This is a genomic window from Streptomyces sp. NPDC004539, assembly GCF_040610055.1.
In the GTDB taxonomy this organism is placed as follows: Bacteria; Actinomycetota; Actinomycetes; order Streptomycetales; family Streptomycetaceae; genus Streptomyces.
Map to the genome: position 1 here is coordinate 60,118 of NZ_JBEXLS010000015.1, position 22,172 is coordinate 82,289.

At 72.6% G+C, this 22,172-nt stretch carries 17 protein-coding genes; 9 read left to right on the plus strand and 8 right to left on the minus strand.

What is annotated here, in order from left to right; translation table 11 throughout:
• Positions 1-109 precede the first annotated feature (109 nt).
• The 3 genes from ABZX85_RS28415 to ABZX85_RS28425 form a co-directional block, all read right to left on the minus strand.
• The gene (locus tag ABZX85_RS28415; RefSeq protein ID WP_355874314.1) at positions 110-1,294 is read right to left on the minus strand and encodes an FAD-dependent monooxygenase; all 1,185 of its coding nucleotides are present in this window, start codon (positions 1,292-1,294) and stop codon (positions 110-112) included.
• 81 nt (positions 1,295-1,375) lie between these two features.
• The gene (locus tag ABZX85_RS28420) at positions 1,376-2,893 is read right to left on the minus strand and encodes an amino acid adenylation domain-containing protein (RefSeq protein ID WP_355874317.1); all 1,518 of its coding nucleotides are present in this window, start codon (positions 2,891-2,893) and stop codon (positions 1,376-1,378) included.
• Positions 2,890-4,842: a beta-ketoacyl synthase N-terminal-like domain-containing protein gene (locus tag ABZX85_RS28425; RefSeq protein ID WP_355874319.1), complete on the minus strand. Its 1,953-nt coding sequence runs from the start codon at positions 4,840-4,842 to the stop codon at positions 2,890-2,892. Before ABZX85_RS28425 ends, ABZX85_RS28420 begins: the two co-directional genes overlap by 4 nt.
• 668 nt (positions 4,843-5,510) lie before the next feature.
• On the opposite strand from ABZX85_RS28425, the gene ABZX85_RS28430 reads away from it, so the two are divergent.
• Positions 5,511-6,551, plus strand: a complete 1,041-nt coding sequence (locus ABZX85_RS28430) for a GAF domain-containing protein (protein WP_355874321.1) — start codon at positions 5,511-5,513, stop codon at positions 6,549-6,551.
• A gap of 34 nt (positions 6,552-6,585) precedes the next feature.
• Here the strand turns inward: ABZX85_RS28430 and ABZX85_RS28435 are convergent, their stop codons facing one another.
• The 3 genes from ABZX85_RS28435 to ABZX85_RS28445 all read right to left on the minus strand — a co-directional run bounded on the left by ABZX85_RS28435 (position 6,586) and on the right by ABZX85_RS28445 (position 10,437).
• Positions 6,586-7,356 carry a chitosanase gene (locus ABZX85_RS28435; protein WP_355874323.1) on the minus strand — a complete coding sequence of 257 codons (771 nt, stop codon included), beginning with the start codon at positions 7,354-7,356 and terminating at the stop codon, positions 6,586-6,588.
• 41 nt (positions 7,357-7,397) lie between these two features.
• Complete coding sequence (locus tag ABZX85_RS28440; protein ID WP_355874325.1) at positions 7,398-7,850, minus strand: NAD(P)H-dependent oxidoreductase; 453 nt, start codon at positions 7,848-7,850, stop codon at positions 7,398-7,400.
• Positions 7,851-7,920: 70 nt separating this feature from the next.
• Positions 7,921-10,437, minus strand: coding sequence for a beta-L-arabinofuranosidase domain-containing protein (locus ABZX85_RS28445; protein WP_355874327.1), 2,517 nt, complete (start codon positions 10,435-10,437; stop codon positions 7,921-7,923).
• A 391-nt stretch (positions 10,438-10,828) separates the two neighbouring features.
• On the opposite strand from ABZX85_RS28445, the gene ABZX85_RS28450 reads away from it, so the two are divergent.
• Genes ABZX85_RS28450 through ABZX85_RS28475 form a run of 6 tightly spaced genes read left to right on the plus strand, consistent with a single transcriptional unit; the run spans position 10,829 to position 16,540 of the window.
• A complete protein-coding gene (locus ABZX85_RS28450; protein WP_355874329.1) occupies positions 10,829-12,742 on the plus strand; it encodes an ATP-binding protein in 1,914 nt (637 codons plus the stop codon).
• Complete coding sequence (locus ABZX85_RS28455) at positions 12,739-13,164, plus strand: roadblock/LC7 domain-containing protein (RefSeq protein WP_355874331.1); 426 nt, start codon at positions 12,739-12,741, stop codon at positions 13,162-13,164. Before ABZX85_RS28450 ends, ABZX85_RS28455 begins: the two co-directional genes overlap by 4 nt.
• On the plus strand, positions 13,161-13,523 hold the full coding sequence (locus ABZX85_RS28460; protein WP_355874334.1) for a DUF742 domain-containing protein: 363 nt from the start codon (positions 13,161-13,163) through the stop codon (positions 13,521-13,523). The genes ABZX85_RS28455 and ABZX85_RS28460 overlap by 4 nt, the downstream gene beginning before the upstream one ends.
• Positions 13,498-14,094 (plus strand): ATP/GTP-binding protein, encoded by a 597-nt coding sequence (locus ABZX85_RS28465; RefSeq protein WP_355874337.1) that lies wholly within the window; start codon positions 13,498-13,500, stop codon positions 14,092-14,094. The genes ABZX85_RS28460 and ABZX85_RS28465 overlap by 26 nt, the downstream gene beginning before the upstream one ends.
• On the plus strand, positions 14,091-15,329 hold the full coding sequence (locus ABZX85_RS28470) for a cytochrome P450 (RefSeq protein ID WP_355874340.1): 1,239 nt from the start codon (positions 14,091-14,093) through the stop codon (positions 15,327-15,329). The genes ABZX85_RS28465 and ABZX85_RS28470 overlap by 4 nt, the downstream gene beginning before the upstream one ends.
• Positions 15,326-16,540 (plus strand): cytochrome P450, encoded by a 1,215-nt coding sequence (locus ABZX85_RS28475; protein ID WP_355874342.1) that lies wholly within the window; start codon positions 15,326-15,328, stop codon positions 16,538-16,540. The genes ABZX85_RS28470 and ABZX85_RS28475 overlap by 4 nt, the downstream gene beginning before the upstream one ends.
• Before the next feature lie 103 nt (positions 16,541-16,643).
• Here the strand turns inward: ABZX85_RS28475 and ABZX85_RS28480 are convergent, their stop codons facing one another.
• Positions 16,644-18,125 carry a helix-turn-helix domain-containing protein gene (locus ABZX85_RS28480; RefSeq protein ID WP_355874344.1) on the minus strand — a complete coding sequence of 494 codons (1,482 nt, stop codon included), beginning with the start codon at positions 18,123-18,125 and terminating at the stop codon, positions 16,644-16,646.
• Positions 18,126-18,229: 104 nt separating this feature from the next.
• Between ABZX85_RS28480 and ABZX85_RS28485 the strand changes: the two genes are divergently transcribed.
• Entirely contained in the window at positions 18,230-18,850 is a 621-nt protein-coding gene (locus tag ABZX85_RS28485; protein ID WP_355874348.1) for an L-threonylcarbamoyladenylate synthase, read from the plus strand.
• Between the two features lie 65 nt (positions 18,851-18,915).
• Positions 18,916-19,674, plus strand: coding sequence for a dienelactone hydrolase family protein (locus ABZX85_RS28490; RefSeq protein ID WP_355874350.1), 759 nt, complete (start codon positions 18,916-18,918; stop codon positions 19,672-19,674).
• Positions 19,675-19,735: 61 nt separating this feature from the next.
• Here ABZX85_RS28490 and ABZX85_RS28495 read toward each other — a convergent pair whose 3' ends face one another.
• Positions 19,736-22,135, minus strand: coding sequence for a M4 family metallopeptidase (locus tag ABZX85_RS28495; RefSeq protein WP_355874353.1), 2,400 nt, complete (start codon positions 22,133-22,135; stop codon positions 19,736-19,738).
• Positions 22,136-22,172: the final 37 nt, after the last annotated feature.

Below are 22,172 nucleotides of genomic sequence, written 5' to 3' on the forward strand. Positions count from 1 at the left end.
CAGGATCATGGCGCAGCGTCAGCATACGCCTGAGGCAACTTCCGCACGTCACGGCACAGTTGGTCACCGGCACAAGCCCGTCGAAGGGCGGGCAGGTACGGGCAAGGGGTCACAGGAGGGCCAGGAGCCTCGGTGTGAAGAGTGCGCTCGCCGGGGCGATTCCGGCAACCGTGTCGAAATAGATCGAGGTCAGCTCCTCGTCCTGCTGGACGGCCCGCAGCAGGGAGAGCCGCTGTTCGTGGGGGTCGAGGCGGGCCACGCCGAGGGTCGCCTCGTAGCCGCCCATGAGGGCGCGGTCGCGGTCCTCGCTGAAGTCCTTGAGGGCGGTGTCGAGGAGGGCGGGGTCGTCGCCGAGGGCGTCGGCGAGGCGGTCGGTGAGGAGTTCGACCTGCCGGTAGCCGTCGCTGATGCCGCGGGCGGTGATGGAGTCCTTGTGGTGTCCGGCGTCCCCGACGAGGACCCAGCCGGGGCCGTTGGCCTTGCGGAAGAAGTTCTGCTGGCGGCCGGTGCCGCGGAGTTTCTCGCGGGGTTCGGTGCCCGCGATCCGGTCGTACAGCTCGGGTGCGGTGTCCGCGACCTGGGCCAGGTAGGCGGCGTGGGCGTCGGCGCGGACCTCGGGGTAGCGGTCCTGGGGGAAGTAGGCGAGGACGAGGGTGGCGTCGTCGTGGGTGGGGACGGCCGCCACCCAGCTCCGGGGCTTCTCGTAGAGTTCCAGCGCGTCCGTCACCTTCGGGTAGTACGCGTAGTAGGCGCAGGTGAGCCGGGGGTGCTCGACCGTGTACGGCGCCCCGACGAGGGCGCCGACGGTGGAGCGCATGCCGTCCGCGCCGATGACGAGTCGGGCGGTTTCGGTGAAGGTGCGTCCCCCGGATCTGCCCCGTACCCCCACGACCCGCCCGGTGTCGTCGTGCAGCAGCCCGTTCACTTCGTACCGTTCGCGGTATTCGGCGCCGCCCTCCACGGCGGCGTCGATCAGCAGCGGGTCGAGGATGTTGCGGCGCGGGGAGTACGCCGCGCGCTGGCCCTCCACACCCCGCGCGCAGCCTTCGAGTCTGATGTCGTCCACCTCGTAGCGCACCCGCTCGATCGGCGGGCATCCGGTCTCGCGCAGCCTGTCCAGCAGACCCCAGCGAGCCAGGGCGGCGACGCCCGGCTGGTGCAGCAGGTGGGTGGAGAGGGTGTCCGTGCCGTAGGCCGTCCGGTCCAGCATCAGGACCCGGAACCCGGCTCGGGAGAGCAGCATGGCGGTGGGTGCACCGGCGCAGCGCGCACCCACCACGATGGCGTCGAACATGTCGGAGCCTTACATGTCGGCAACTAGGGGATGTGGTGTGGGGGGTGTGGGGAGGCTCGGCCCGTCAGGGCCCGAGGGAGGTCAGCCGCCCCGCCCCAGGACGGCGAGCAGGGCGCGCCGGTCGATCTTCCCGTTGGCGTTGAGCGGCAGTGCATCGAGGACGGTGATGCGCCGGGGCATCATGTACGGCGGCAGCTCGCCGCCGACCGCCTCGTAGAGCGCGTCGGGGGCGGGGGTGGTCCCGCTCACGGCGGCCAGCAGTTCCGGTTCGCCGTCGGCCGCGTCGGCGGCGATCACGGCGGCGTCGCGCACGCCTTCCTGGCGGCGCAGGGCGGCCTCGATCTCGCCCAGTTCGATGCGGTGGCCGCGGATCTTGACCTGCTGGTCGGTGCGGCCGAGGTGGACGAGGACGCCGCCTTGCCGGGCGACCCGGTCGCCGGTGCGGTACCAGTGGCCGGCGGCCGGCGGGCCGTCGGCGGGCCGGAGTTCCTCGTCGAGGAAGCGTCCGGTGTTCTCGGCGGGGTCGAGGTAGCCGGAGAAGCGCAGTGCGCCGCGCACGCACAGTTCGCCGCTGTCGCCGGGGGTGCCGTCCTCGTCGAGGAGCACCGCTTCCACGCTCGGGTGGGGAGTCCCGATGGGGGCGGTGCCGTTGGGGGTGTCGGGCCAGTCGGCGGGGTCGTCGGGCAGGAGGTGGCCGGTGCAGGAGATGGTCGCCTCGGTGGGGCCGTACAGGACGTCGACCCGGCTGTGCGGGGCCGCCGCGCGCCATTCGCGCGCGGCCCGGAGGGTGAGGGGTTCGCCGCCGAAGACGCTCCATCTCAGGGTGGGCATGGCGCCCGGGGTGAGGGTGCCGAGCCGGGAGGCGAAGGAGATGAGGGAGGGGACGGAGAACCAGTGGGTCAGGCGCAGGGTGTTGACGGTCCGCACCGGTGACATGAGCTGGGCCCGACGGGGCACCACGAGCGTCCCGCCGGCGGTCCAGGCGACGAAGAGGTCGTGCACGGAGCCGTCGAAGGTGAGCTCGAAGCTCTGCGAGAGCCTGCTGCCGGGCCCGATGCCGTAGCGGCCGGCGAGGTCGTCGAGGTAGGCGCAGATGTTGCGGTGGGCGACGGGCACGCCCTTGGGACGGCCGGTGGAGCCCGAGGTGAAGATGAGGTAGGCGGCGTCGTCCGGGGCCGGGGGTGTGTAGGGGCGGGCGGGCTCGGCCTGCTCCGCCCACGCCTTCACCTCGTCGACGCCGACGGCGAGCACGGGCACGCCCACGTCGCCGGGCCCCTCCTCGGCGGCGTCCGCGAGGATCAGGTCGAGTCCGGCGGCGCGGCCGATCTCGGCGGCGCGGGCGGCCGGGTGTTCGGGATTGAGGGGGACGACGGCCGCGCCCGCCCTCAGGGCGGCGAGCCAGCCGGCGTAAGCGGGCAAAGTACGGGAGGCGAGGAGGCCGACCCGTTTCACCTCGCCGATTTTTTCGGCCAACTCTTCGACTGCCGAACGGAGTTGACGGTACGTCAGCTCTTCTCCCCCGGCTTCGAGGGCTGTTTCGTCCGGATGTCGCTCGGCCGCCTCGGCGAACCGGCTGTACAGATCGAGGGGTCCGCTCATCGGGCGACCGCCCCCAGGGTCCGGGTCCAGGTGCGCAGTTCGCCGACCGTGCGGACCAGGCCCAGCTCCTCCGGGTCGACGTCCTGGCCGGTGCGCTTGGCGAGGTCGACGACGATGCGCAGCTTGGCGAGGGAGTCGATGCCGATGTCGGTGAGGGTGGAGGTGTCCTCGAAGCCGGTGCGGGCGTGCTCGCGCAGCACCCACGCGGCGAGGTCGTCGTCACCGTCGGCCTCGGTCCGTTCGCCGGCCCAGTACCGCTTGGTCTGCCAGGGGTAGCCGGGTACGGGGACGTGGCGGCCGGACTTGCCGACGGCCTCCTCCCAGTCGACGTCCTCACCGGCCGTGTAGCGCGCGGCGAGTTTGGCGAGGTTGCCTCGCGCGGCCCGCCCCTTGCCGCCGAGCCGGTTGAGGAGTTCGTCGTGGGTGGCGCCGACCACGGCGATCCGGTGCCCGGAGTGGTGGTCGCGGCGCAGGGCGGCGGTGTGGCAGATGTCCCGGACCGGGTGGGCCCGCCCGGCGCCGTCCGGGCCCAGGTAGCGGACGTAGGCGGCGGTGAGGTCGGCGAGCGCCTCGGCGCTACGCGCGGAGAGCGCCAGCACATGACGGGTGCCCGCGGGCTCGGTGTCCTCTTCGGGGGCGACGGGGGCGGCCCCGCTGAGGACGACGTGCGCGTTGAGGGCGGCGGAGCCCTGACCGGAGACGCCGGCGTAGGCAGGCCGGTCGTCGCGGGCGGGCAGGTCGAGGGTCTCGCCGGGGACCATGACCGGGAGGGCGTCCCAGTCGAGGTCGGGGCGGGGGGTGGCGTGGTGGAGGCTCGCGGGTATCCGGCCGTGCTCCAGGCAGAGCACCGCCTTGATGACACCGGCCATGCCGCCGGCGGCCTCACCGTGGCCGACGTTGGTCTTCACGGAGCCGACGAGCAGCGGCCGGTCCGCTGGGCGTCCGGCGCCCAGGACCGTGCCGAGGGCGGTGAGTTCGAGGGGGTCCAGGGAGGGCGAGCCGGAGCCGTGGGCCTCGACGTAGTCGACGTCGGCGGGGTCGATCCCGGCGTCCTCGTAGGCCCAGCGCAGGACGTCGAGCTGGCCCTGGAGGGAGGGGTTGAGGACGGTGTCGCTGGTGCGGCCGTCGTTGCCGACGGCGCTGCCGCGGATCACGGCACGGACACGGTCGCCGTCGGCGATCGCCCGGTCGAGGCGCTTGAGGACGAGGACGCCGACCGCGTCACCGGGGGCGTGCCCGTCGGCGTCGGCGTCGCCGAACCGGCTGCGCCCGTCGTGGGAGTGGCCGCCGGCCTGGCTCATCACGACGGCCTCGTCGGGACGCAGGACCAGGTTGACGCCGGCCGCGAGGGCGAGCGGGCTCTCCCCGGCGCGCAGGCTCTGCACGGCCTGGTGGACGGCGACGAGGGAGGAGGAGCAGGCGGTGTCGACGACGACGCTGGGGCCGCGCAGGTCGAGGAAGTGCGAGACCCGGGCGGGCAGCAGGGAACGGAAGTTGTTGAGCTGGGCGGCGCCGGCGCCGTCCGCGCCCTGGCGCAGGGCGTTCTCGAGGTAGTCGGAGCGGGCGTTGCCGACGAAGACGCCGGTGCGGGTGCCGGCCAGTTCGGCGGCGGTGCGGCCGGCGTCCTCCAGCGCCTCCCACGCGGTCATGAGCAGCAGGCGCTGCTGCGGGTCCAGTTGGACCGCTTCTGCCTCGGACATGCCAAAGAAGGCGGCGTCGAACTCCCCCGCGTCCGCGACGTAGCCCGCCCGGCGGGCGGTGATCCGGCCCGGGGCACCCCTGTCGGAGTGCAGGGCGTCAGCGTCGTAGCGCTCCGCCGGGGTCTCCCCGGTGGCGTCCACTCCGTCGAGCAGCAGCTCCCACAGTTCATCGGCACCGTTGGCGCCGGGCAGCCGGCAGGCCATGCCGATCACCGCCACGCAGCGGGTGTCCGCCTCGCAGCTGTTCATGAGCTGACTCCATTTCATACTCGGCCACCGTCGTTGCGCGGCAGTGGTGTTGATCTTGCACGCAGGACGGCGAAAAGACGACGAGATCTCGGCAACACCTCAGACCGAAGGCGCACGCCAGGGCCGTCGACCGGCACCGCCGCGCGACGGCGCGCGGAACGGTCGACACGGTCGAAGGGACGGACCCGCGCCGGACAGGCGCGCGCCTAGAGTCTGTTCAGCCTCCGCGGACCCCCCGCTCCGCGTACCGGTCCCCCACCGGAACGGCTCTCCCCCCGACACCGGGCGCGTTCCCTCTCCACCGGAACGCCGCACATCGGGCTCGACACCCCATTTTCAGACACACTTTCGATTCCTCGATGTCATGGCGAGTCGAACACGCTAGCGTCGAAAACACGCCCGTCGCACGATTGTCGTATGTCTCAACGGCATCGCGCGACGGCCGCCGCAAGGAATGACGGGAAGTGATCGGCGCTGGTTGAAACACGGTGCTTTTTGGACAGAATCAAAAGTTGAGCACCCGTCAACCATGCTCCGGGGCCCGCTTGGCAAGATCTTCTTCCGCCAACCACCGCAGGTGACAAGTCGGTTACGCCTGAGGCGGAAGTGACCGGGATCGCCCGGGGAGGCGAGTCACCTCACGTCGAGTTCTGCTTTGATCTGATCTCATGGACTCCCTCTCACCTGAAGAACTCCGTCTCGCGGGCGAGCAGCGCCGGCTGCGGTTGCAGATTCTCGGCCTCAATGCGGTCGGCGCGGAGGCCACCTTCGACCGGGTGGCGCGGCTGGCGGCCGGGTTCACCCAGTCCCCGCTGGCCATGGTCAACTTCATCAGCGACAAGCAGCAGATGTTCCGCGGCATGTACACCCCGACCGGCGACCCGGGCGCGCGGACCGACGCGGCGGGCAACGCGGTCACCTTCGACCTCAGCAACCTCACCCGTGAGGCCCCCGGCGACTACGGCTTCTGCCCGCACGCCGTCGCGATGGGCTCCCAGCTCGCGCTCGACGACGTGTTCGACTACCCGCGCTTCAAGGGGAACGCCCTCGTCAACGACCTGGGGGTGCGCTCCTACCTCGGCACCCCGCTGCGCGACAACACCGGCATGATCCTCGGCACGGTCTGCGTGGCCGACTTCAAGCCGCGTGTGTGGGACGCGCAGACCCGTGAGGGCATGAAGGAGCTGGCCGACACGCTGCTGTCGGAGTTCCGGCTGCGCGACAGCCTCCTCGCCCAGCAGCAGGAGCTGTTCGCGGTGTTCGACGGCGCCCCCTTCCCGATCATGCTGACCGAGGGCCCCGAGCACCTGCTGCGCTACGCCAACGGCAAGCAGGGCCAGGCGTTCGGCATGGTCCCGCAGTTCAGCCGGGGACGCCACGTCCTGCCCGGACTCGAGGCGATCGGCGTCTTCAACGCGATGGACGACGCGTTCCGCAGCGGCCAGACCACCACGCTCGGCGGCGGGCGCATCAAGACGTACGACTCGCCGTCCCCGCAGGAGTTCGACTTCCTGTGCACCCCGGTGCGCACCTCGCCGACCGCCCCGGTGAGCGGCATCCTCACGGTCGCGATGAACGCGGGCGGCACCAGCTCCGCCAAGCAGTCGCACGCCTTCGCGGCGAACGTGCAGCAGCGGTTCGAGCAGATGGGCAACGGCGCGCTGAGCGGCGCGACGACCCCGGTGGACTTCTTCGGTCCGCGCCACTGAACGGCCCGGGGGTCCGGGAGGGTGTACGGCGCGCTCAGCCGGCGCGGTAGCGCTCGCCGTACACCCTCCACTCCAGAGGCGGGGTGAGGCCGAGGTTGCCGGCCCGCAGGAAGACCCGCTGAGCGGTGTCGACCCGGCTGGTGTCCCGGTGGGCCGGCTCCCGCCGCATCGCCTCGACCCGCGCGTCGAGGAACGCCTCCAGGTACGTCCGTTCGTCGCCGCCGAGCGCGGGGGTTCGCCGTGCGCGCCGGGCCTGCGCGCGGATGCCGTCGAAGCCCGACTCGCCGTGCATGACGTACGCGTCGAAGTAGGCGAACTGGCCCAGCGCCCGCAGCCCGTCGGCGCCGCCCTGACGGACCGCCGGGGTGAAGCAGACCCGATCGCGCTCGTCCTCCTGGGCCCGCCGGAACACCGTGTCCCGGGCCGCGACACGCCAGTCACGCACGAACGACGGGTCGAGCCCCCGGTGCGACGCGCCGCCCACCGCGGTGCGCAGCGCGGGCAGATACCGCGCCAGTACGTTTCCCGGCCTGCGCCGCGTGTACAGCTCGACCAGCTTCAGCATGTCCCCGGTCCCGGAGCAGAACCCGATGATCCCGGCCGTGTACCCGCGCCCGTCACCGATGTCCTCGACGTAGCCGTACTGCGCGCGCCAGTCCAGGGAGGAGTTCTCGGCGCTGGAGACGAGCTGGAGGGCGAGTTCCTTCTTGGCGGGGGTGTCGAGGCCGGAGGGGGCCGGCTTGGTGGGGAGGGGCGACACGCCGAGGAGGAGGAGTGCACGGCGACGACTCAGAAGTACGGGCATATTTTCGTACGACCGTGAGGCCGCCCCGCCGCCCCCGCCGCTCACTCCGTAAGTCCCGCCGCCAGCATCGCCCCCAGCTCCCAGCACGCCTCCACATCCCCCTTCGTCGGCTCCCCGGTCACCGTCACCGCCTCGGCGGCGCGCCGCCAGCCGAGTCCCGTCGTGATGGTGTCCAGCGCGCGCAGCGCGCCGGTGACGTCGCTGCCGCCGTGGACGTACGCGCCGTAGGGGCGGCCCCGGGTGGTGTCGAGGCACGGGTAGCACACCTGGTCGAAGAAGTGCTTCAGGGCGCCGGAGATGTAGCCCAGGTTGGCGGGGGTGCCCAGGAGGTAGGCGTCGGCGGCCAGGACGTCGGAGGCGGTGGCCGCGAGGGCGGCTCTGCGGACGACGCGGACCCCCTCGATCTCGGGCGCGCTCGCCCCGGAGACGGCTGCCTCGAACAGGGTCTGGCAGTTCGGCGAGGGGGTGTGATGGACGATCAGCAGAGTGGGCACGGTCCGTACCGTGCCCGCGTGGGAGGGGCGCCCGCAAGTCGGCACGGCCGCCTGCGCGCGCCCCTCGTGTTCAGCGGGCCAGCTCCGCGATCTCGGCCGCGTCCAGGGTCCGCCCGTACACGCGGACGTCGTCCAGGGCGCCCTTCAGGTACGGGTCGGCGTACTGCGACCGGCCCAGGTAGGCGACCCGGATGTGGCTGCCGAAGTGCCGGGGTTCGACGGTGACGGCGGTGTTGCGGCCGGCCTCGGTGCCGTCGACGTACAGGACGGCGGTCCCGGCGCCGTGGGCGACGGCGACGTGCGTCCAGCGGTCGGTGGCCAACGCGGGTGCGTCGATGCGCTGTTCGGCTCCCGCGCCGCCCGCGGTGATCGCGAACCGGAGGGTCCCGGAGTCGCTGCGCGGGGTGAGGAAGAGGTTGGCGGTGACGCCGGTCCCGAAGTCGAAGATCCGTGTCCAGGCGGCGGGTTGGCCGCTCAGCCGGACCCAGGCGGCGACGGTGTAGGCGGCGGCGCCTGCCAACAGGTCCTCGGCGAGGGCGACATGGCCGTTCACCCCGTCGAGGGCGACCGCTCCCCCGGCCCGCCCCGCTGTCCAGCCCGCCCCGCCGGCCAGGGTCGCGGTGTTCCCGTTGCCGGTGGCGTCGGCCGCGCTGGTGCCGGCCGTCTCGTCGAACCGGTGCCAGGCGGCGAACGGCGGTGGCGGGGGCGTGGGTTCGCCGGTGCGCCAGTACACGGAGTAGTGCTGGTGGTGGACGCGGGCGATCGGCAGCAGGGTGACCGGTTCACCGTCGGCGTCCGCTGTGAACCGCAGCGGATCGGCGGACTCGCGGCGGACGCTGGCCAGGTCCAGTTGTGGCAGCCACGGGTTCGCGCGGTCGCCGTAGGTCCCGGCGAGGACGACGGGCCCGTGCAGGACGGCGCGGACGCCGGGGTCGTCGGGGGTCGCCTCGACGGTCGTGCGCAGCGGGAGGGTGACCTCGACGCGGTCGCCCTGGACCCAGCTCCGGTCGAGGGAGAACCAGGTGCCGGGGGCCGGACGGTCGGGCAGGGCGGTGCCGTTGAGCCGGACGCGGGCGTCCTCGGCCCAGGCGGGGATGCGGACGACGAGGGTGTGCCGGGCCTGTCCCGCCGTGACCGTGAGGGTGGTGGTGTCCTGGTCGGGGAGGCGGGTGGTCTGGCGCCAGGTGATGCCCTTGGCCTTCCAGTTCACCTCGGAGGGGACGAACAGGTTGACCAGGAGGCGCTGTTCGTCGTGGGTGTAGAGGGTGTCGGCGAACTTGGCGTGGGTCTCCATGCCGGTGCCGTGGTCGCAGGAGAAGTTGGTGTAGTCGGTGGAGTAGGCGTCCTCGGGGCTCATGAAGGACGGCTGGCGTTTGACCGAGCCCGGGGCGAGGCCGGTGTAGTAGATGTTGAAGCCGTGCGCGGAGTCGGGGTCCTGTTCGCCCAGCATCTGGTTGAACAGGGTGCGTTCGTAGTAGTCGAGCAGGTCCGTGCGGTCCGGGGCGTGGAAGTGCATCAGCCGGGTCAGCTTCAGCATGTTGTAGCTGTTGCAGTTCTCGCAGGTGCTGTCGGACAACTGGCCCGCGATGACGTCGGGTTCGTGGAAGCCCTCGCCGTTGCTGTTGCCGCCGATGACGTAGGTGTGGTGGCCGACGACGATCCGCCAGAAGTTCTCGCCGATCGTCCGGTACCGGTCCGCGAGCCCCTCCTCCCACATCCTGAGGGCGCCGACCATCTTGGGGATCTGCGTGTTGGCGTGCAGCCCGGCGAGCCGGTCCTCGCCGCGCGCGAGCGGGTCGAAGACCCGGGCGTGCGCGAAGCGTTCGGCGACGGTGAGCCAGCGGGTGTCGCCGGTGATCGTGTGCAGGTCGGCGAGGACGTCGTTCATGCCGCCGAACTCGGTGTCGAGGACCCGCTGCATCCGTTCGTACGAAAGGTTCGCCGTGCGCCGGTCCGCCCAGGCGGCCTTGCGCAGCAGGACGTCCAGTGCCTGCTGGTTGCCCGAGAGGCGGTACTGGTCGACGAGGCCGGCCATGATCTTGTGGAGGGTGTAGTAGGGCGCCCAGACCCCGGTGCCCGCTTCGAGGCGGTCGAAGAAGCTCTCCGGGAACGCGGACAGATAGCCCTGGTTGAAGCCGGCGCCCGGGGAGGCGGCCTGGCAGGCGGCGAGCGCGGCGACCAACTGGCGGCCCTTGTCGCGCAGTCCGGTGTCGCCGGTGTTCGCGTGGGTGAGGGCGAGGCCGGACAGGAGGTGGCCGGTGGAGTGGCCGCGCAGTTCGACGTTCGGGCCCTCCCAGCCGGTGCAGGGCTGCGCGGTGCTGGGCAGTCCGACGTTGCGGCGGAAGGTGTGGAGCAGGCGGTCGAGGTCGACGAAGCGCAGATACGCGGTGTTGCGGCGCTGGTTGTCGCGGAAGGGGCTGTCGAGGAGCGTGACGTCGGTGAGCGGGAAGGGGTTCACCCGCGGGGAGGGTGCCGCGCGGCCCGGCGCCGCGCGGGGCGCGGCGTGGGCGGGGAGCGCGGGTGCGCCGGTGACGGCGAGTGTCGTCGCCGCGGCGAGGAAGGGGCGTCTGCCTATGGGGGTCAACAAAGCCTCCGCCGTACGGTTCGAAATATCGAATATCGGGCGATTCGCTGTGCGGGGTCCACGGTAGGCATCGGTTTCGCGGTGTCAACGAGGTCAGGGAGACATGGGTGATTTCCGGTCTCCGGGGTCGGCGAACGGTGGTGGCGCGCCTGTCAGTACGGCGTCGGCGGGTGCCGTGTTCAACGCCAACTGCGGTTTCCCGGGCGGAATTTCCGACACTCGGGGGCAGAAGCGCACAGATGGCGGAGCGTTTCGGAGGGAAGTGACCCTCGACCGTGCGAGAGCGGTCGATGACGGTGTGTACTGTGCTGCGAGTGCCCCACCGGGGGTGCTGGTGACTTCCCCCTGCCCGTGTGCGCTCGTCGAGCGCCCGGCCCTTCCTGGAACCCAATCGATGATCGAAGTACCGGACCTGGTCGTCGGTGGTCTCGCCGCCGGCACGCTGTCCGCGCTGGCTCTCGGCGGCGGTCTGCTGCGCGCCCGGCGCAGACAGGCCCGGCAGCAGGCCGAGATCGCCGCGCTGCGCACCCAACTCGACGGTTCCGTACGGGCGTTCACCGCCGAGGTCGAGCACCTCGCGGGGCTCAGGGTGCCCGCCGCGGCCCGTCGGCTGGCCCATCCGCACCTGGAGATACCCGGCCCGCTCCAGCCGCTGACCGCCGGGACCCCGCTCGGGATCGCGCTGGAGAAGGTTCTCGAAGCGCTGCGCGTGGAGGTCACCGCCCAGCGCAACCGGGTCGACGCGGCGGCCCAGGCGGGGATGCGGGGCGCCACCCGGGAGATCCAGGCGGCGCTCTACCGGCTCCAGGACGCGCTGCGCGGACTCCAGGCGCAGTACGACGAACCCGAGCTGGCGCAGACGCTCTTCCGCCTCGACCACGAGAACGAGCAGTCGCTGCGCCGGGCGCAGGTGACGGCCGTGGTGTGCGGGGCGTGGGTGGGGCTCGCGCGGGAGGAGTCGCACCTCGTCGACGCGGTGACCGGCGGTCAGGCGCGGCTCGCCGGGTACCAGCGGGTCAGGGTCCACAACCACCTGGAACCCGGTACCGCGCTCGTGTCGCACGCCGTGGAGCCGGTCGCCATCATCGTCGCCGAGCTCCTCGACAACGCGCTGCGCCACTCGGCGCCGGACACCGACGTCGTCGTGGGGCTGGAGCACGTCCACCACGGGGTGTGCGTGACGATCGACGACGCGGGCGTCGGGATGACGTGCGACGAGCGGGAGCGGGCCCAGCGGCTGGTGGCCGGGGACACGCCGATCCACCTCACGGAGCTGGGGGACCCGCCGCGCATGGGGCTCGCCGCGATCGGCCGTCTGACCCGGCAGTTCGAGCTGACGGTCGACCTGACGTCGGCGTCGCCGTACGGCGGGGTGCGGGCGGTGCTGCGGATCGGCACGCATCTCCTGTCCCGGATCGACCCGGCGCGCAGACCCCCGTCGGCCAGCGCGCCCCGCCCGACGCGCAAGCAGACCGAGGCGCCCTGCCCGACGCCCGAGCCGCCGGCCCCGCCCGCTCCCCCGGCGCCCCCCGTGCCGCCGCCTCCGCCCCCGCCGCCCCACGCGTACGTCACCGAGCCGGTCGCCCCGCGCGCCGATCCGCCGCTCCCGCGCCCGGCCGGCCGGGAGAGCGCCGCCCCCTCCGACGGCGACGACTTCGACTTCGGTGAGCTGCCGCAGCGCCGGCGCCGCAACCGCACCGCGCGCCCCGCGCCGAGCGGCGCCGCGCCGCAGGGCCCGGTCGGCGGCCAGGAGTGGTCCTCGCCCCGGCGTCCGGCCCGTACCCCCGAGGAGTCGGCGGCGGCCCTCGGCGGCCTCCAGTCCGCGACGGCGGCGGCCCGCGACGGCCGGGACGGCTCGACCACCGAGACCCTGCGCCTCACCCCGACGCCCCGCTGGGACCAGGACGACACCCCCGCCTCGCCGCTGACCCGCCCGCCCGTCACCCCGGACCCGGCGGACGACTGGTCCCTCGACGACACGCCGGTGCCCGAGCCCGCGAGCGACTGGCCCGACACCCCCGGGCACCCGGCGGCGGACGACACCCACGAGTGGCCGCTCCTCCCGCCGCCCGACCCCGAGCCCGACACCCACGACCGCCCCGCGGCCGACGGCACGTCCTACGACTGGTCCCGCATCACCTCGCCCCTCTCCGAGCCCGAACCCGAGCCGATGCCCCGGCCCGTGCCCGTACCCGAGCCGGAACCGGCCCCCGAGCCGGTGCGGGAACGCGAGCGTGCCGACGCGCGACCCGACGAAACCCCCCGAGACTTCGAGCGGACCGAACGACAAGGAGGCCCCACGCGATGACCACTCCCGAGACGGGTGACAACACGGCCTGGGTGCTGGAGCCGATTCTTGAGGTGCCGCAGGTGATCGCGGCCGTCATGCTGACCCGCGACGGCCTGGTGACCGGGTACACGGACGCGCTCACGCAGCCGTCCGCGGAGCGGGTCGCGGCGATCACGAGCACCGTGCAGGGCGCCTGCCGGACGGCCGCGGCGGCGTTCGCGGACGCCGAACGGGCCGTCGTCCGGCAGGTGGTGATCGAGTCGGACCACGGGTACGTGCTGATCGTGCCCACCGAGCACGGCACGTGTGTCGCCGCGTACGGCAGCGCGGACGTGCGGCTGGACCTGCTGGCGCACCGCGTGCACTCGCAGGTCGCGCGGCTCGGTGAGAAGGCGATGGCGGCGGTGCCCCGAGGAGCCGACGACGCCGGACCCGCGTGACGGGGCGCCCGGCCGGCCGGCCGCTGGTGCCGGCGTATCTGTCCACGGGCGGGGTCGCCCGCCCGAGCAGGCCCCGCCTGGAGCGGCTCACCGTCCTCGCCCGTGACCCCGCGACCCTGCTCCCGGAGGGGCTGTCGGCGGCCGAACTCGCCGTGCTGGACGCGCTGTCCGGGGGCGCGCTCGCGCTCGTGGAGGTGGCGGCGGTGCTGCGGCTGCCGGTGTCGGCGGTGCGGGTGCTGACGGCCGGTCTGCTGGACAGGGAACTGCTGCTCGCCCGCGCCCCGATGGCGTCCGCCGCGCACTACGACCCCGATCTGCTGAAGAGAGTGGCCGATGGCCTCCGCGCCCTCAAGCGTTAGCCCCCCGCATCTCCCGGACACCGCGCGGGAGTTGGTGAAGATCCTGGTCGCGGGCCCGTTCGGGGTCGGCAAGACCACCCTCATCGACTCCGTCTCGGAGATCACCCCGCTGCACACGGAGGAGCGGCTCACCCAGGCGTCGGCGCACGTCGACGACCTGGCGGGGGTGCGGGAGAAGTCGACGACGACGGTCGCGATCGACTTCGGCCGCATCAGCCTGCCCGGCGGCGTCGTCCTCTACCTGTTCGGCACCCCCGGCCAGGAGCGGTTCCGGGAGCTGTGGGAGGACATCTCGTACGGCGCGCTGGGCGCCCTGGTGCTGGTGGACAGCCGGCGGATCGGGGCGTCGTTCGACGTGCTGGGGCTGGTCGAGGACAGCGGGCTGCCGTACGCGGTCGCCATCAACGCGTTCCCCGACTCGCCCCGCCACCACACGCCCGAGCAGTTGCGGCAGGCGCTCGACCTGGAGGCGGGCACCCCGATGGTGACGTGCGACGCGCGTGACCCCGACTCCTCCGTCGACGCGCTGCTCGCGCTCGTCGACCATCTCGTCGTCAGGGAGACCCGGTGACCACCTACCCCCCGGACCAGCGCGACTTCTCCCGCTCCGCCCCCGTGCGGCTGTGGGAGGACGACTTCGCGGCGGACCCGCACCGCTACTACGCGGCGCTGCGCGCCCAGGGCCCGGTCGGCTGGGCCGAACTGGCGCCCGGGATCACGGCGTTCGTGGTGACGGACCGGCGGGCGGCGCTGGCGGTGCTGCACGACGACGAGACGTTCTCGCACGATCCGCGGGCCTGGGAGGAGACCGTGCCGGTCGACTCGCCGGTGCTGGGGATGATGCGGTGGCGGCCGAACGCCCTGTTCGCGGACGGCGCCGAGCATCTGCGCTACCGGCGCACCCTCCTCGACGTGTTCGACCTGGTCGAGCCGCACGATCTGCGGGCCCGGGTGCACCGGGCGGTACGGCTCGTGGTCGGCCGGATCGGGCCGCGCGGCGAGGCGGACCTGGTCGAGGAGTTCGCGCGTCCGCTGCTCGCGCTGGTCTTCAACGACCTGTTCGGGCTGCCCGACAGCCAGGGCGACCGGCTGCACCGGGGCCTCGCGCGGATGATGGAGGGCGGACCGGAGGCGCGGGCCGGTGAGGCGGAGTACGCGGGGTACGTCCTGGACCTGGTCGCGGCGAAGGCCGCGCGGCCGGGCGAGGACCTGCCGAGCCGGCTCCTGGAGCATCCGGCCGGGCTGACCGAGGAGGAGGTCACCTGGCAGGTGTTCCTGACGCTGGGCGCCGGCTTCGAGCCGACGTCGAACCTGGTCTCCAACACCCTGTCGCGGATTCTCGGCAACGACCTGTACTACTCGACGCTCACCAGCGGCGCCCGCCCGGTCATGGACGCGGTGGTGGAGGTGCTGCACCACGAGACGCCGCTCGCCAACTACGGGATCTACTACGCGCGCGAGCCGGTCGCGTTCCACGGGGTGTGGCTGCCGGAGACGGTCCCGGTGGTGGTGTCGTACGGAGCGCTCGGGCATTTCGCGGAGCGCGAGGTGACCGCCGGGCGGCATCCGTCGGACGCCTCGCACCTGTCGTGGGGCGCGGGGGCGCACGCCTGTCCGGTCCGGCAGCACACGCTGCTCATCGTCACCGAGGCCATCGAGCGGCTCATGCAGTGGCTGCCGGACCTCGAACCGGTGCTGCCGCGCGAGCGCCTCGCCTGGCGGCCGGGCCCCTTCCACCGCTCGCTGCGGGCACTGCCCGTCCGTTTCACCCCTCGCACCCCCGACCACCCCGGAGATCCGACGTGACCGTGACCGACCGCATCTCGATCGACCCGTTCGGCGCCGACATCCCCGCCGAGTCGGCCCGGTTACGCGCCCTCGGCCCGATCGTCCCGGTGGAGCTGCCCGGCGGGGTCCCGGCGTGGGCGCCGACCGGGTACGACACGCTGAAGGAGCTGATCCTCGACCCGAGGGTCAGCAAGGACCCGCGCCGGCACTGGCGGCTGTGGCCCGAGGTCCCGGACCACCCCTCCTGGGGCTGGGTGCTGGGCTGGGTCGGCGTCGTCAACATGCTGTCGACGTACGGCGAGGACCACACGCGGCTGCGGCGGCTGGTGGCGCCGAGCTTCACCGCCCGGCGCACCGAGTCGCTGCGCCCGCGCGTCGAGGCGGTCACGACGGAACTGCTGGACGCGCTGGAGGGCGCGGAGACGGCCGATCTGCGGGCCGCGCTCGCGCATCCGCTGCCGATGCGGATCATCTGTGAACTCTTCGGTGTCCCCGAGGAGTTGCGGGACGCGACGGGCGCGCTCATCGCGGCCATCATGGACACCTCCGACCCCTCCCCCGAGCACGCGGCGTTCGTGCAGGAGCAGATCGGCGCGGTCCTCGGCACGCTCATCGCCCGCAAGCGCGAGGAGCCGGGCGACGACATGACGACCGAGCTGATCCGCATGCGGGACGAGGACGGTGACCGGCTCAGCGACGAGGAGCTGCTGTACACGCTGCTGCTGGTGATCGGGGCGGGCTTCGAGACGACCGTGAACCTGATCGGCAACGCGGTCGTGGCCCTGCTGAGGCGCCCGGAGCAGCTCGCGGCGGTGCGCGCCGGGGAGATCTCCTGGGACGCGGTGATCGACGAGACGCTGCGCGCGCATCCGTCGATCGCGTCGCTGCCGCTGAGGTTCGCGGTGGAGGACCTGACGGTCGGTGAGGTGACGGTGCCGGCCGGGGACGCGATCCTGACGACGTTCGCGGCGGCCGGGGTGGACCCCGCGCGGTACGGCGCCGACGCGGACGTCTTCGACGCGGCGCGCGGCGCGGACGACCATCTGGCGTTCGGGATCGGTGTGCACCGCTGCATCGGAGCGCCGCTGGCCCGGCTGGAGGCGTCGTACGCGCTGGCCGCCCTCTTCGAGCGGTTCCCCGAACTCGCTCTGGAGGGCGGCGAGTTGACGCAGGTGCCGTCGTTCATCGCGTTCGGGTGGCAGGAGATCCCGGTGCGGCTGAAGGGCTGAGATGTGGGGTGTGACCGGTCCCCCGTCCTGGTCGCACCCCGATGACCCGTGAACGTACACAGGCCGGCGCCGGGTGTGAATCGCACAGGTGCCCGGCCGGGGCTCACCTGTGCACAGGGCCGCCCGGTTCGCCCCCGTTCGCCTGGCCGGGAGCGGGGTGGACGACGTCTCCCGTGACCAGATGGGCGAGGACCACCTCGTACAGGTCGCCGCCGGGGGCGAGGAGCTGGCGTTCCAGGACGGGTTCGGCGCTGCGGACGTGTTCGCGGACGGTCTGCGGGTGGATGCCGAGGGCGTCGGCGGCGCGTTCGGCGTTGCCCTGGGCGGCGATCCAGGCGCGCAGGGTGCCGCGCAGGTCGCGGGGGTCGGCGTCGAGGCGGGCCAGGAGGGTGTGCGCCCAGGTGCGCAGGGCGGGGGCGGTGAGGAGGTCGCCGAGGGTGGCCGGGGGCGCGGGTTCGACGGGCGAGTCGCGGTGGGCGAGGGCGAGGTGGAGGGCGGCGCGGGAGGCCAGGTCGGAGAGGTCGGTGCCGATGAGGGACTCGACGCGTTCCATGCGGGCGCGGACGGTGTTGCGGCTGACGCCGAGGATGCGGGCGGCGCGGACGGCGGTGAACTCCAGGCCGAGGCGGGTGGTGGCGACGAGTTCGGCGCGCACGTGGTGCGGGAGCCGGTCGAGGGGGCTGAGCAGGTCGAGGGCCCAGGCGTTGAGGTCCTGGGGGTCCATCAGGCGGCGGGGGTGGGTGCGTTCGGTGTAGACGGCGGTGCGGTCGGGGTGGAAGCGGGCGACCGCGAGGGCGCTGGCGGCCTGTCCGTAGGCGGTGGCGGTGCGGGCGAGGGCGTGCGGGACGCTGCCGCCGAGGTAGGTGCCGGGCCGGCGGGCGGGCAGGGCGCGCAGCCGGGCGTCCGCCGTCTCGTCGGGGACGACGATGATGACCTGCGGGTCCATCGCCGGGCAGCGGACGACGAGGGCGGCGTCGCGGGTGGCGGCGAGGCAGTCCTCGGCGAGCCGGTCGCGGTCCTCGACGGTCGACTCGGCGATGTAGACGCGCGCGGTCTCGACGTCGAGGAGACCCGGCCACAGTCCGGCGGCGACGCGGCGGGCGGCGACGGTGTCCTCGACCATGAGCAGCTGGAGGATCGCGAGCCGCAGATCGGCCGCCGCCCGCCGCAGCCGGCGTTCGGTGGCGTCGGCCTCGCGGGTGCGCAGCACGGCTTCGAGGACGGCGGCGGTGTGCGCGACGACATCGGAGGCGCCGGGGCCGAAGGGGGTGGTGCGGGCGGCGGCGAGGAGCCAGGGGCGGGCGGGAGCGGGCCGTACGACTCTGACGAGGCGCAGGTATCGGCCGTCGCCCTCCCAGGAGGCGGCGGCGATGCGGCCGTCGAGGACGCTGTCGGCGGGGGTGGCGTCCAGCGGGAGGGGGTGTCCGGCGACGGGGGTGCCGGTGCCGTCGTGCAGGGACACGTCGGCGTCCAGGGTGCGGGCCAGCCAGGCGACGGTGCCGTCGACGCCGTGGCCCGCCGAGGGCCGCAGGAGTGCGAGGAGTTCCTCGGCCCACCGCGTGCCGTCCTTGTCCCGGGCCGTCATCCGCGCGCCTCCCCCAGTCTTCCCCGACCGGGGACGTTACACGGGATCACCTCCCGGCGGGTCCCGGGCCGGTGGCGGCCGGGCGCGCGGCATAGGCTCGCCCCATGGCGAAGTACTACGACGTGCACCCCGACAACCCCCAGCCGCGCACCATCTCCCAGGTCGCCCAGGCCGTCCGGGACGGTTCCCTGATCGCGTACCCGACGGACTCCTGCTACGCGCTGGGCTGCAAGCTGGGCAGCAAGGAGGGCATCGACCGCATCCGGTCGATCCGCAAGCTGGACGACCGGCACCACTTCACGCTGGTGTGCCAGGACTTCGCGCAGCTCGGCCAGTTCGTGCAGATCGACAACAACGTCTTCCGGTCGATCAAGGCGTCCACGCCCGGGAGTTACACGTTCATCCTGCCGGCGACCCGCGAGGTGCCCCGGATGCTCCAGCACCCGAAGAAGAAGACGGTGGGCGTGCGCATCCCGGACCACACGGTCACCCAGGCGCTGCTGGCGGAGCTGGGCGAGCCGCTGCTGTCCAGCACGCTGCTGCTGCCCGGCGAGGAAGAGCCGATGACGCAGGGCTGGCAGATCAAGGACGAGCTGGACCACGTCCTGGACGGGGTGCTGGACTCCGGGGAGTGCGGGACCGAGCCGACGACGGTGGTGGACTTCTCGGAGGGGGAGGCGCAGATCGTGCGGTACGGGGCGGGGGACGCCTCGCGGTTCGAGTAAAGGGCGGTTCACGAGGTGAGGGCCGCCGTCCGCACCGTTGGTTCCACCATGGAACGATGTCGGTCATGACTTCTGTACAGGGAACCTCTGTCGACATCACCACCGAGGACGGCGTCGCGGACGCCTACTTCGTCCACCCGGCCGACGGCGGCCCGCACCCGGCCGTGCTGCTCTACCAGGACGCGTTCGGGCTGCGTCCGCACCTGAAGTCGATGGCGGACCGGCTCGCGGGCGAGGGGTACGCCGTGCTGGTCCCGAACGTGTTCTACCGGCACGGCCGCTCCCCCGTCTTCGACCTGCCGGAGTTCATCGACCCCGAGGCCCGCCCGGAGATCTTCGGCGCGATCTGGCCGGTCATGCAGTCCCTGACCAAGGAGCTGTCGATGCGGGACGCGGGCGCCTGGCTGCGCTGGCTGGCGCAGAGCCCGGCGGTCACGGACGGCCCGGTCGGCGTGACCGGCTACTGCATGGGCGCCCGGCTGTCGCTGATGACGGCGGGCACCTACCCGGAGCGGGTCGCGGCGGCGGGCGGCTTCCACGGTGGCCGTATGGTCACGGACGGCCCCGACAGCCCCCACCTGGTCGCCGGGAACGTCACGGCCGAGCTGTACTTCGGCCACGCCGACCAGGACGACTCCATGACGCCCGAGAACATCCGCCAGTTGGAGGAGGCCCTCACCGAGGCCGGGGTCACGTACCGCAGCGAGCTGTACGAGGGCTCCGCCCACGGCTACACGCAGGCCGACACCTCCTCCTACGACGAGAAGGGCGCCGAACGGCACTGGGCGGCGCTGCTGGATCTCCTGGGCCGCACGTTCGCCTGATACGCACGGGCGGGGCGCTCGCGGCACCGTCCTCCGCGAGCGCCCCTGTCCTACGGCCAGGTCAGCCGGTCGTGACGGCGGTGTCGTCGACGACGAAGCTGGTCTGGAGCGAGGAGTCCTCGACGCCGGTGAACGTGAGCGTCACGGTCGAGCCCGCGTAGGAGCCGAGGCTGAAGGACTTCTGGACGTATCCGGAGGCCGCGTTGAGGTTGGAGTAGGTGGCCAGGGTGGTCGAACCGGCGGCGACCGTCAGCTTGTCGTACTGCGTGCTGGTGGTCGTCTCGGCGGTGTCGATGTGCAGGTAGAAGGTGAACGTGGTGTTCGTGCAGCCGCTCGGGATCGTCACCGACTGGGAGAGCGTGTCGGTGTGGGTGGAGCCGTAGCCGTCGAGCCACGCCTTGTAGGAGCCGGTGCGGGCGGCCTGGCTGCTGGAGCTGGTGATGACGCCGCTGCTGGCGGTCCAGCCGGTGCTGCCGGACTCGAAGCCCGCGTTGCTCAGGAGCTGGGCGGAGGTGCAGGTGCCGCCGCCACTGGCGCTGACCGTCCAGGTGAAGGAGGCGGTTCCGGTGGTCCCGGCGGAGTCGGTGACCGTGACGGTCGTGCTGTAGGTACCTGCCGTGGTCGGGGTGCCGGAGATCAGGCCGGTGGAGCTGATGGACAGGCCCGTCGGCAGCCCTGAGGCGGCGTAGGTGAGCGTGCCGCTGTTGGTGGAGCTGGCCGAGATCTGGAGGCTGACGGCGGTGCCGACCGTGGTGGACTGGCTGCCCGGGTTGGTGACGGTGACGCCGGTCGACGGGACGGTGATGTGGCTGCCGACGTTGATGCCCGCGAAGGCGTTGCCGACCCCGGCGTACTGCACGGAGCTGGAACCGTACAGCGCCGCCGCCGCGTTGAGGGCGGCCGTGCGGGCGCCCGCGTAGTTGGTGGTCGACGTCATGTACGTCGTCAGCGCCTTGTACCAGATCTGGAGGGCGGCGGCCCGGCCGATGCCGGCGACGGCGACGCCGTCGGAGGTCGGGCTGTTGTAGGTGACGCCGTTGATGGTCTTGGTGCCGCTGCCCTCGGAGAGCAGGTAGAACATGTGGTTCGCGGGGCCCGAGGAGTAGTGCACGTCGAGGTTGCCGACGCCGGAGTACCAGGAGTTGGCGGAGGAGCCGTCCTTGCTCGGCTGGTCCATGTAGCGCAGCGGGGTGCCGTCACCGTTGATGTCGATCTTCTCGCCGATGAGGTAGTCGCCGACGTCGGTGGAGTTGTTGGCGTAGAACTCGACGCCGGTGCCGAAGATGTCCGAGGTGGCCTCGTTCAGCCCGCCCGACTCACCGGTGTAGTTGAGGCCGGCGGTGTTGGAGGTGACGCCGTGGCTCATCTCGTGTCCGGCGACGTCGAGCGAGGTGAGGGCGTGGGTGGAGCCGGAGCCGTCGCCGTAGGTCATGCAGAAGCAATCGTCGTCCCAGAAGGCGTTGACGTACGCCGAGCTGTAGTGGACGCGGCTGTAGGCGGCGACGCCGTCGTTCTTGATGCCGCTGCGGCCGAACGTGTTCTTGTAGAAGTCCCAGGTGGTCTGGGCGCCGAAGTGCGCGTCCACACCGGCGGTCTGGGTGTTGGAGCCGGAGCCGGTGCCCCACACGTCGTCGGCGTCGGTCATCAGGGTGCCGGTGCCGGACGTGCCGTTGTTGAGGCTGTACGTCTTGTGGCCGCCGCGCGTGGTGTCGTACAGCTGGTACGTCGAGCCGGACAGCGTGGTGTTGATGCTGACGGTGCCGCTGTACTGGCTGTTGCCGGTGCCGGTCTCGATGCCTTCCCAGCGAGAGAGTTCGGCGCCGGTCGTGGCGTCGGTGACGACGTGCAGCTTGCTGGGGGTGCCGTCCTTCTGGACGCCGGTGACGACGGTCTCCCAGGCGAGCTTGGGGGTGCCCTCGGCGGCCCAGATCACCTTGCGGGCGCCGCCGGCCTTCGAGCCGGTCGCCTTCTCGGCCTGGGACGCCTTGAGCGCCTTCGTCTCGGCGGCGGACTTGCCGAAGGCGGCGGCGGTGGACTTCACCGAGATGGTCCGGCGGTTGTTGTTGAACGTCGTGGAGACGGTGCCGGCGGCGACGGAGGCCGGGGGCGTGTGGACGACGAGGTCGCCGCCGAGGACGGGAAGACCGGCGTAGGTGCGCTCGTAGCGGGTGTGGACGGTCCCGTCGTTGTCCTTGACGACGTCCTTGACGACGAGTTTCTCCTGGCCGCCGAGGCCGAGGTCATGCGCGGTGCCGGCGGCCTTCGACTCTGCGCTCCTGATGAGCGTGGTCCGCTGGGCGGGGGTGAGGTCGGCGGGGAGGCCGCCGGCGCGCAGGGGTGCGGGGTGGGGGGCGGCGGGCCGGGCTGCGGCGGGGACCGTCTGGACGCCGAGCGCGAGCAGCGCGGCGCTGGAGAGCAGGGCGGCGCAGGCCGTGGTCCGCTTACGGGGGATGGATCTCACTCGTACTCCAACCGTTGTGTGCAAGGCGAGTTGAGCG

Excerpts from the sequence above, each read along its gene's own strand:
- ABZX85_RS28415 (WP_355874314.1), bottom strand. The coding sequence starts at position 1,294 with ATGTTCGACGCCATCGTGGTGGGTGCGCGCTGCGCCGGTGCACCCACC.
- ABZX85_RS28420 (WP_355874317.1), bottom strand. The coding sequence starts at position 2,893 with ATGAGCGGACCCCTCGATCTGTACAGCCGGTTCGCCGAGGCGGCCGAG.
- ABZX85_RS28425 (WP_355874319.1), bottom strand. The coding sequence starts at position 4,842 with ATGAACAGCTGCGAGGCGGACACCCGCTGCGTGGCGGTGATCGGCATG.
- ABZX85_RS28430 (WP_355874321.1), top strand. The coding sequence starts at position 5,511 with ATGGACTCCCTCTCACCTGAAGAACTCCGTCTCGCGGGCGAGCAGCGC.
- ABZX85_RS28435 (WP_355874323.1), bottom strand. The coding sequence starts at position 7,356 with ATGCCCGTACTTCTGAGTCGTCGCCGTGCACTCCTCCTCCTCGGCGTG.
- ABZX85_RS28450 (WP_355874329.1), top strand. The coding sequence starts at position 10,829 with ATGATCGAAGTACCGGACCTGGTCGTCGGTGGTCTCGCCGCCGGCACG.
- ABZX85_RS28455 (WP_355874331.1), top strand. The coding sequence starts at position 12,739 with ATGACCACTCCCGAGACGGGTGACAACACGGCCTGGGTGCTGGAGCCG.
- ABZX85_RS28465 (WP_355874337.1), top strand. The coding sequence starts at position 13,498 with ATGGCCTCCGCGCCCTCAAGCGTTAGCCCCCCGCATCTCCCGGACACC.
- ABZX85_RS28480 (WP_355874344.1), bottom strand. The coding sequence starts at position 18,125 with ATGACGGCCCGGGACAAGGACGGCACGCGGTGGGCCGAGGAACTCCTC.
- ABZX85_RS28485 (WP_355874348.1), top strand. The coding sequence starts at position 18,230 with ATGGCGAAGTACTACGACGTGCACCCCGACAACCCCCAGCCGCGCACC.
- ABZX85_RS28490 (WP_355874350.1), top strand. The coding sequence starts at position 18,916 with ATGACTTCTGTACAGGGAACCTCTGTCGACATCACCACCGAGGACGGC.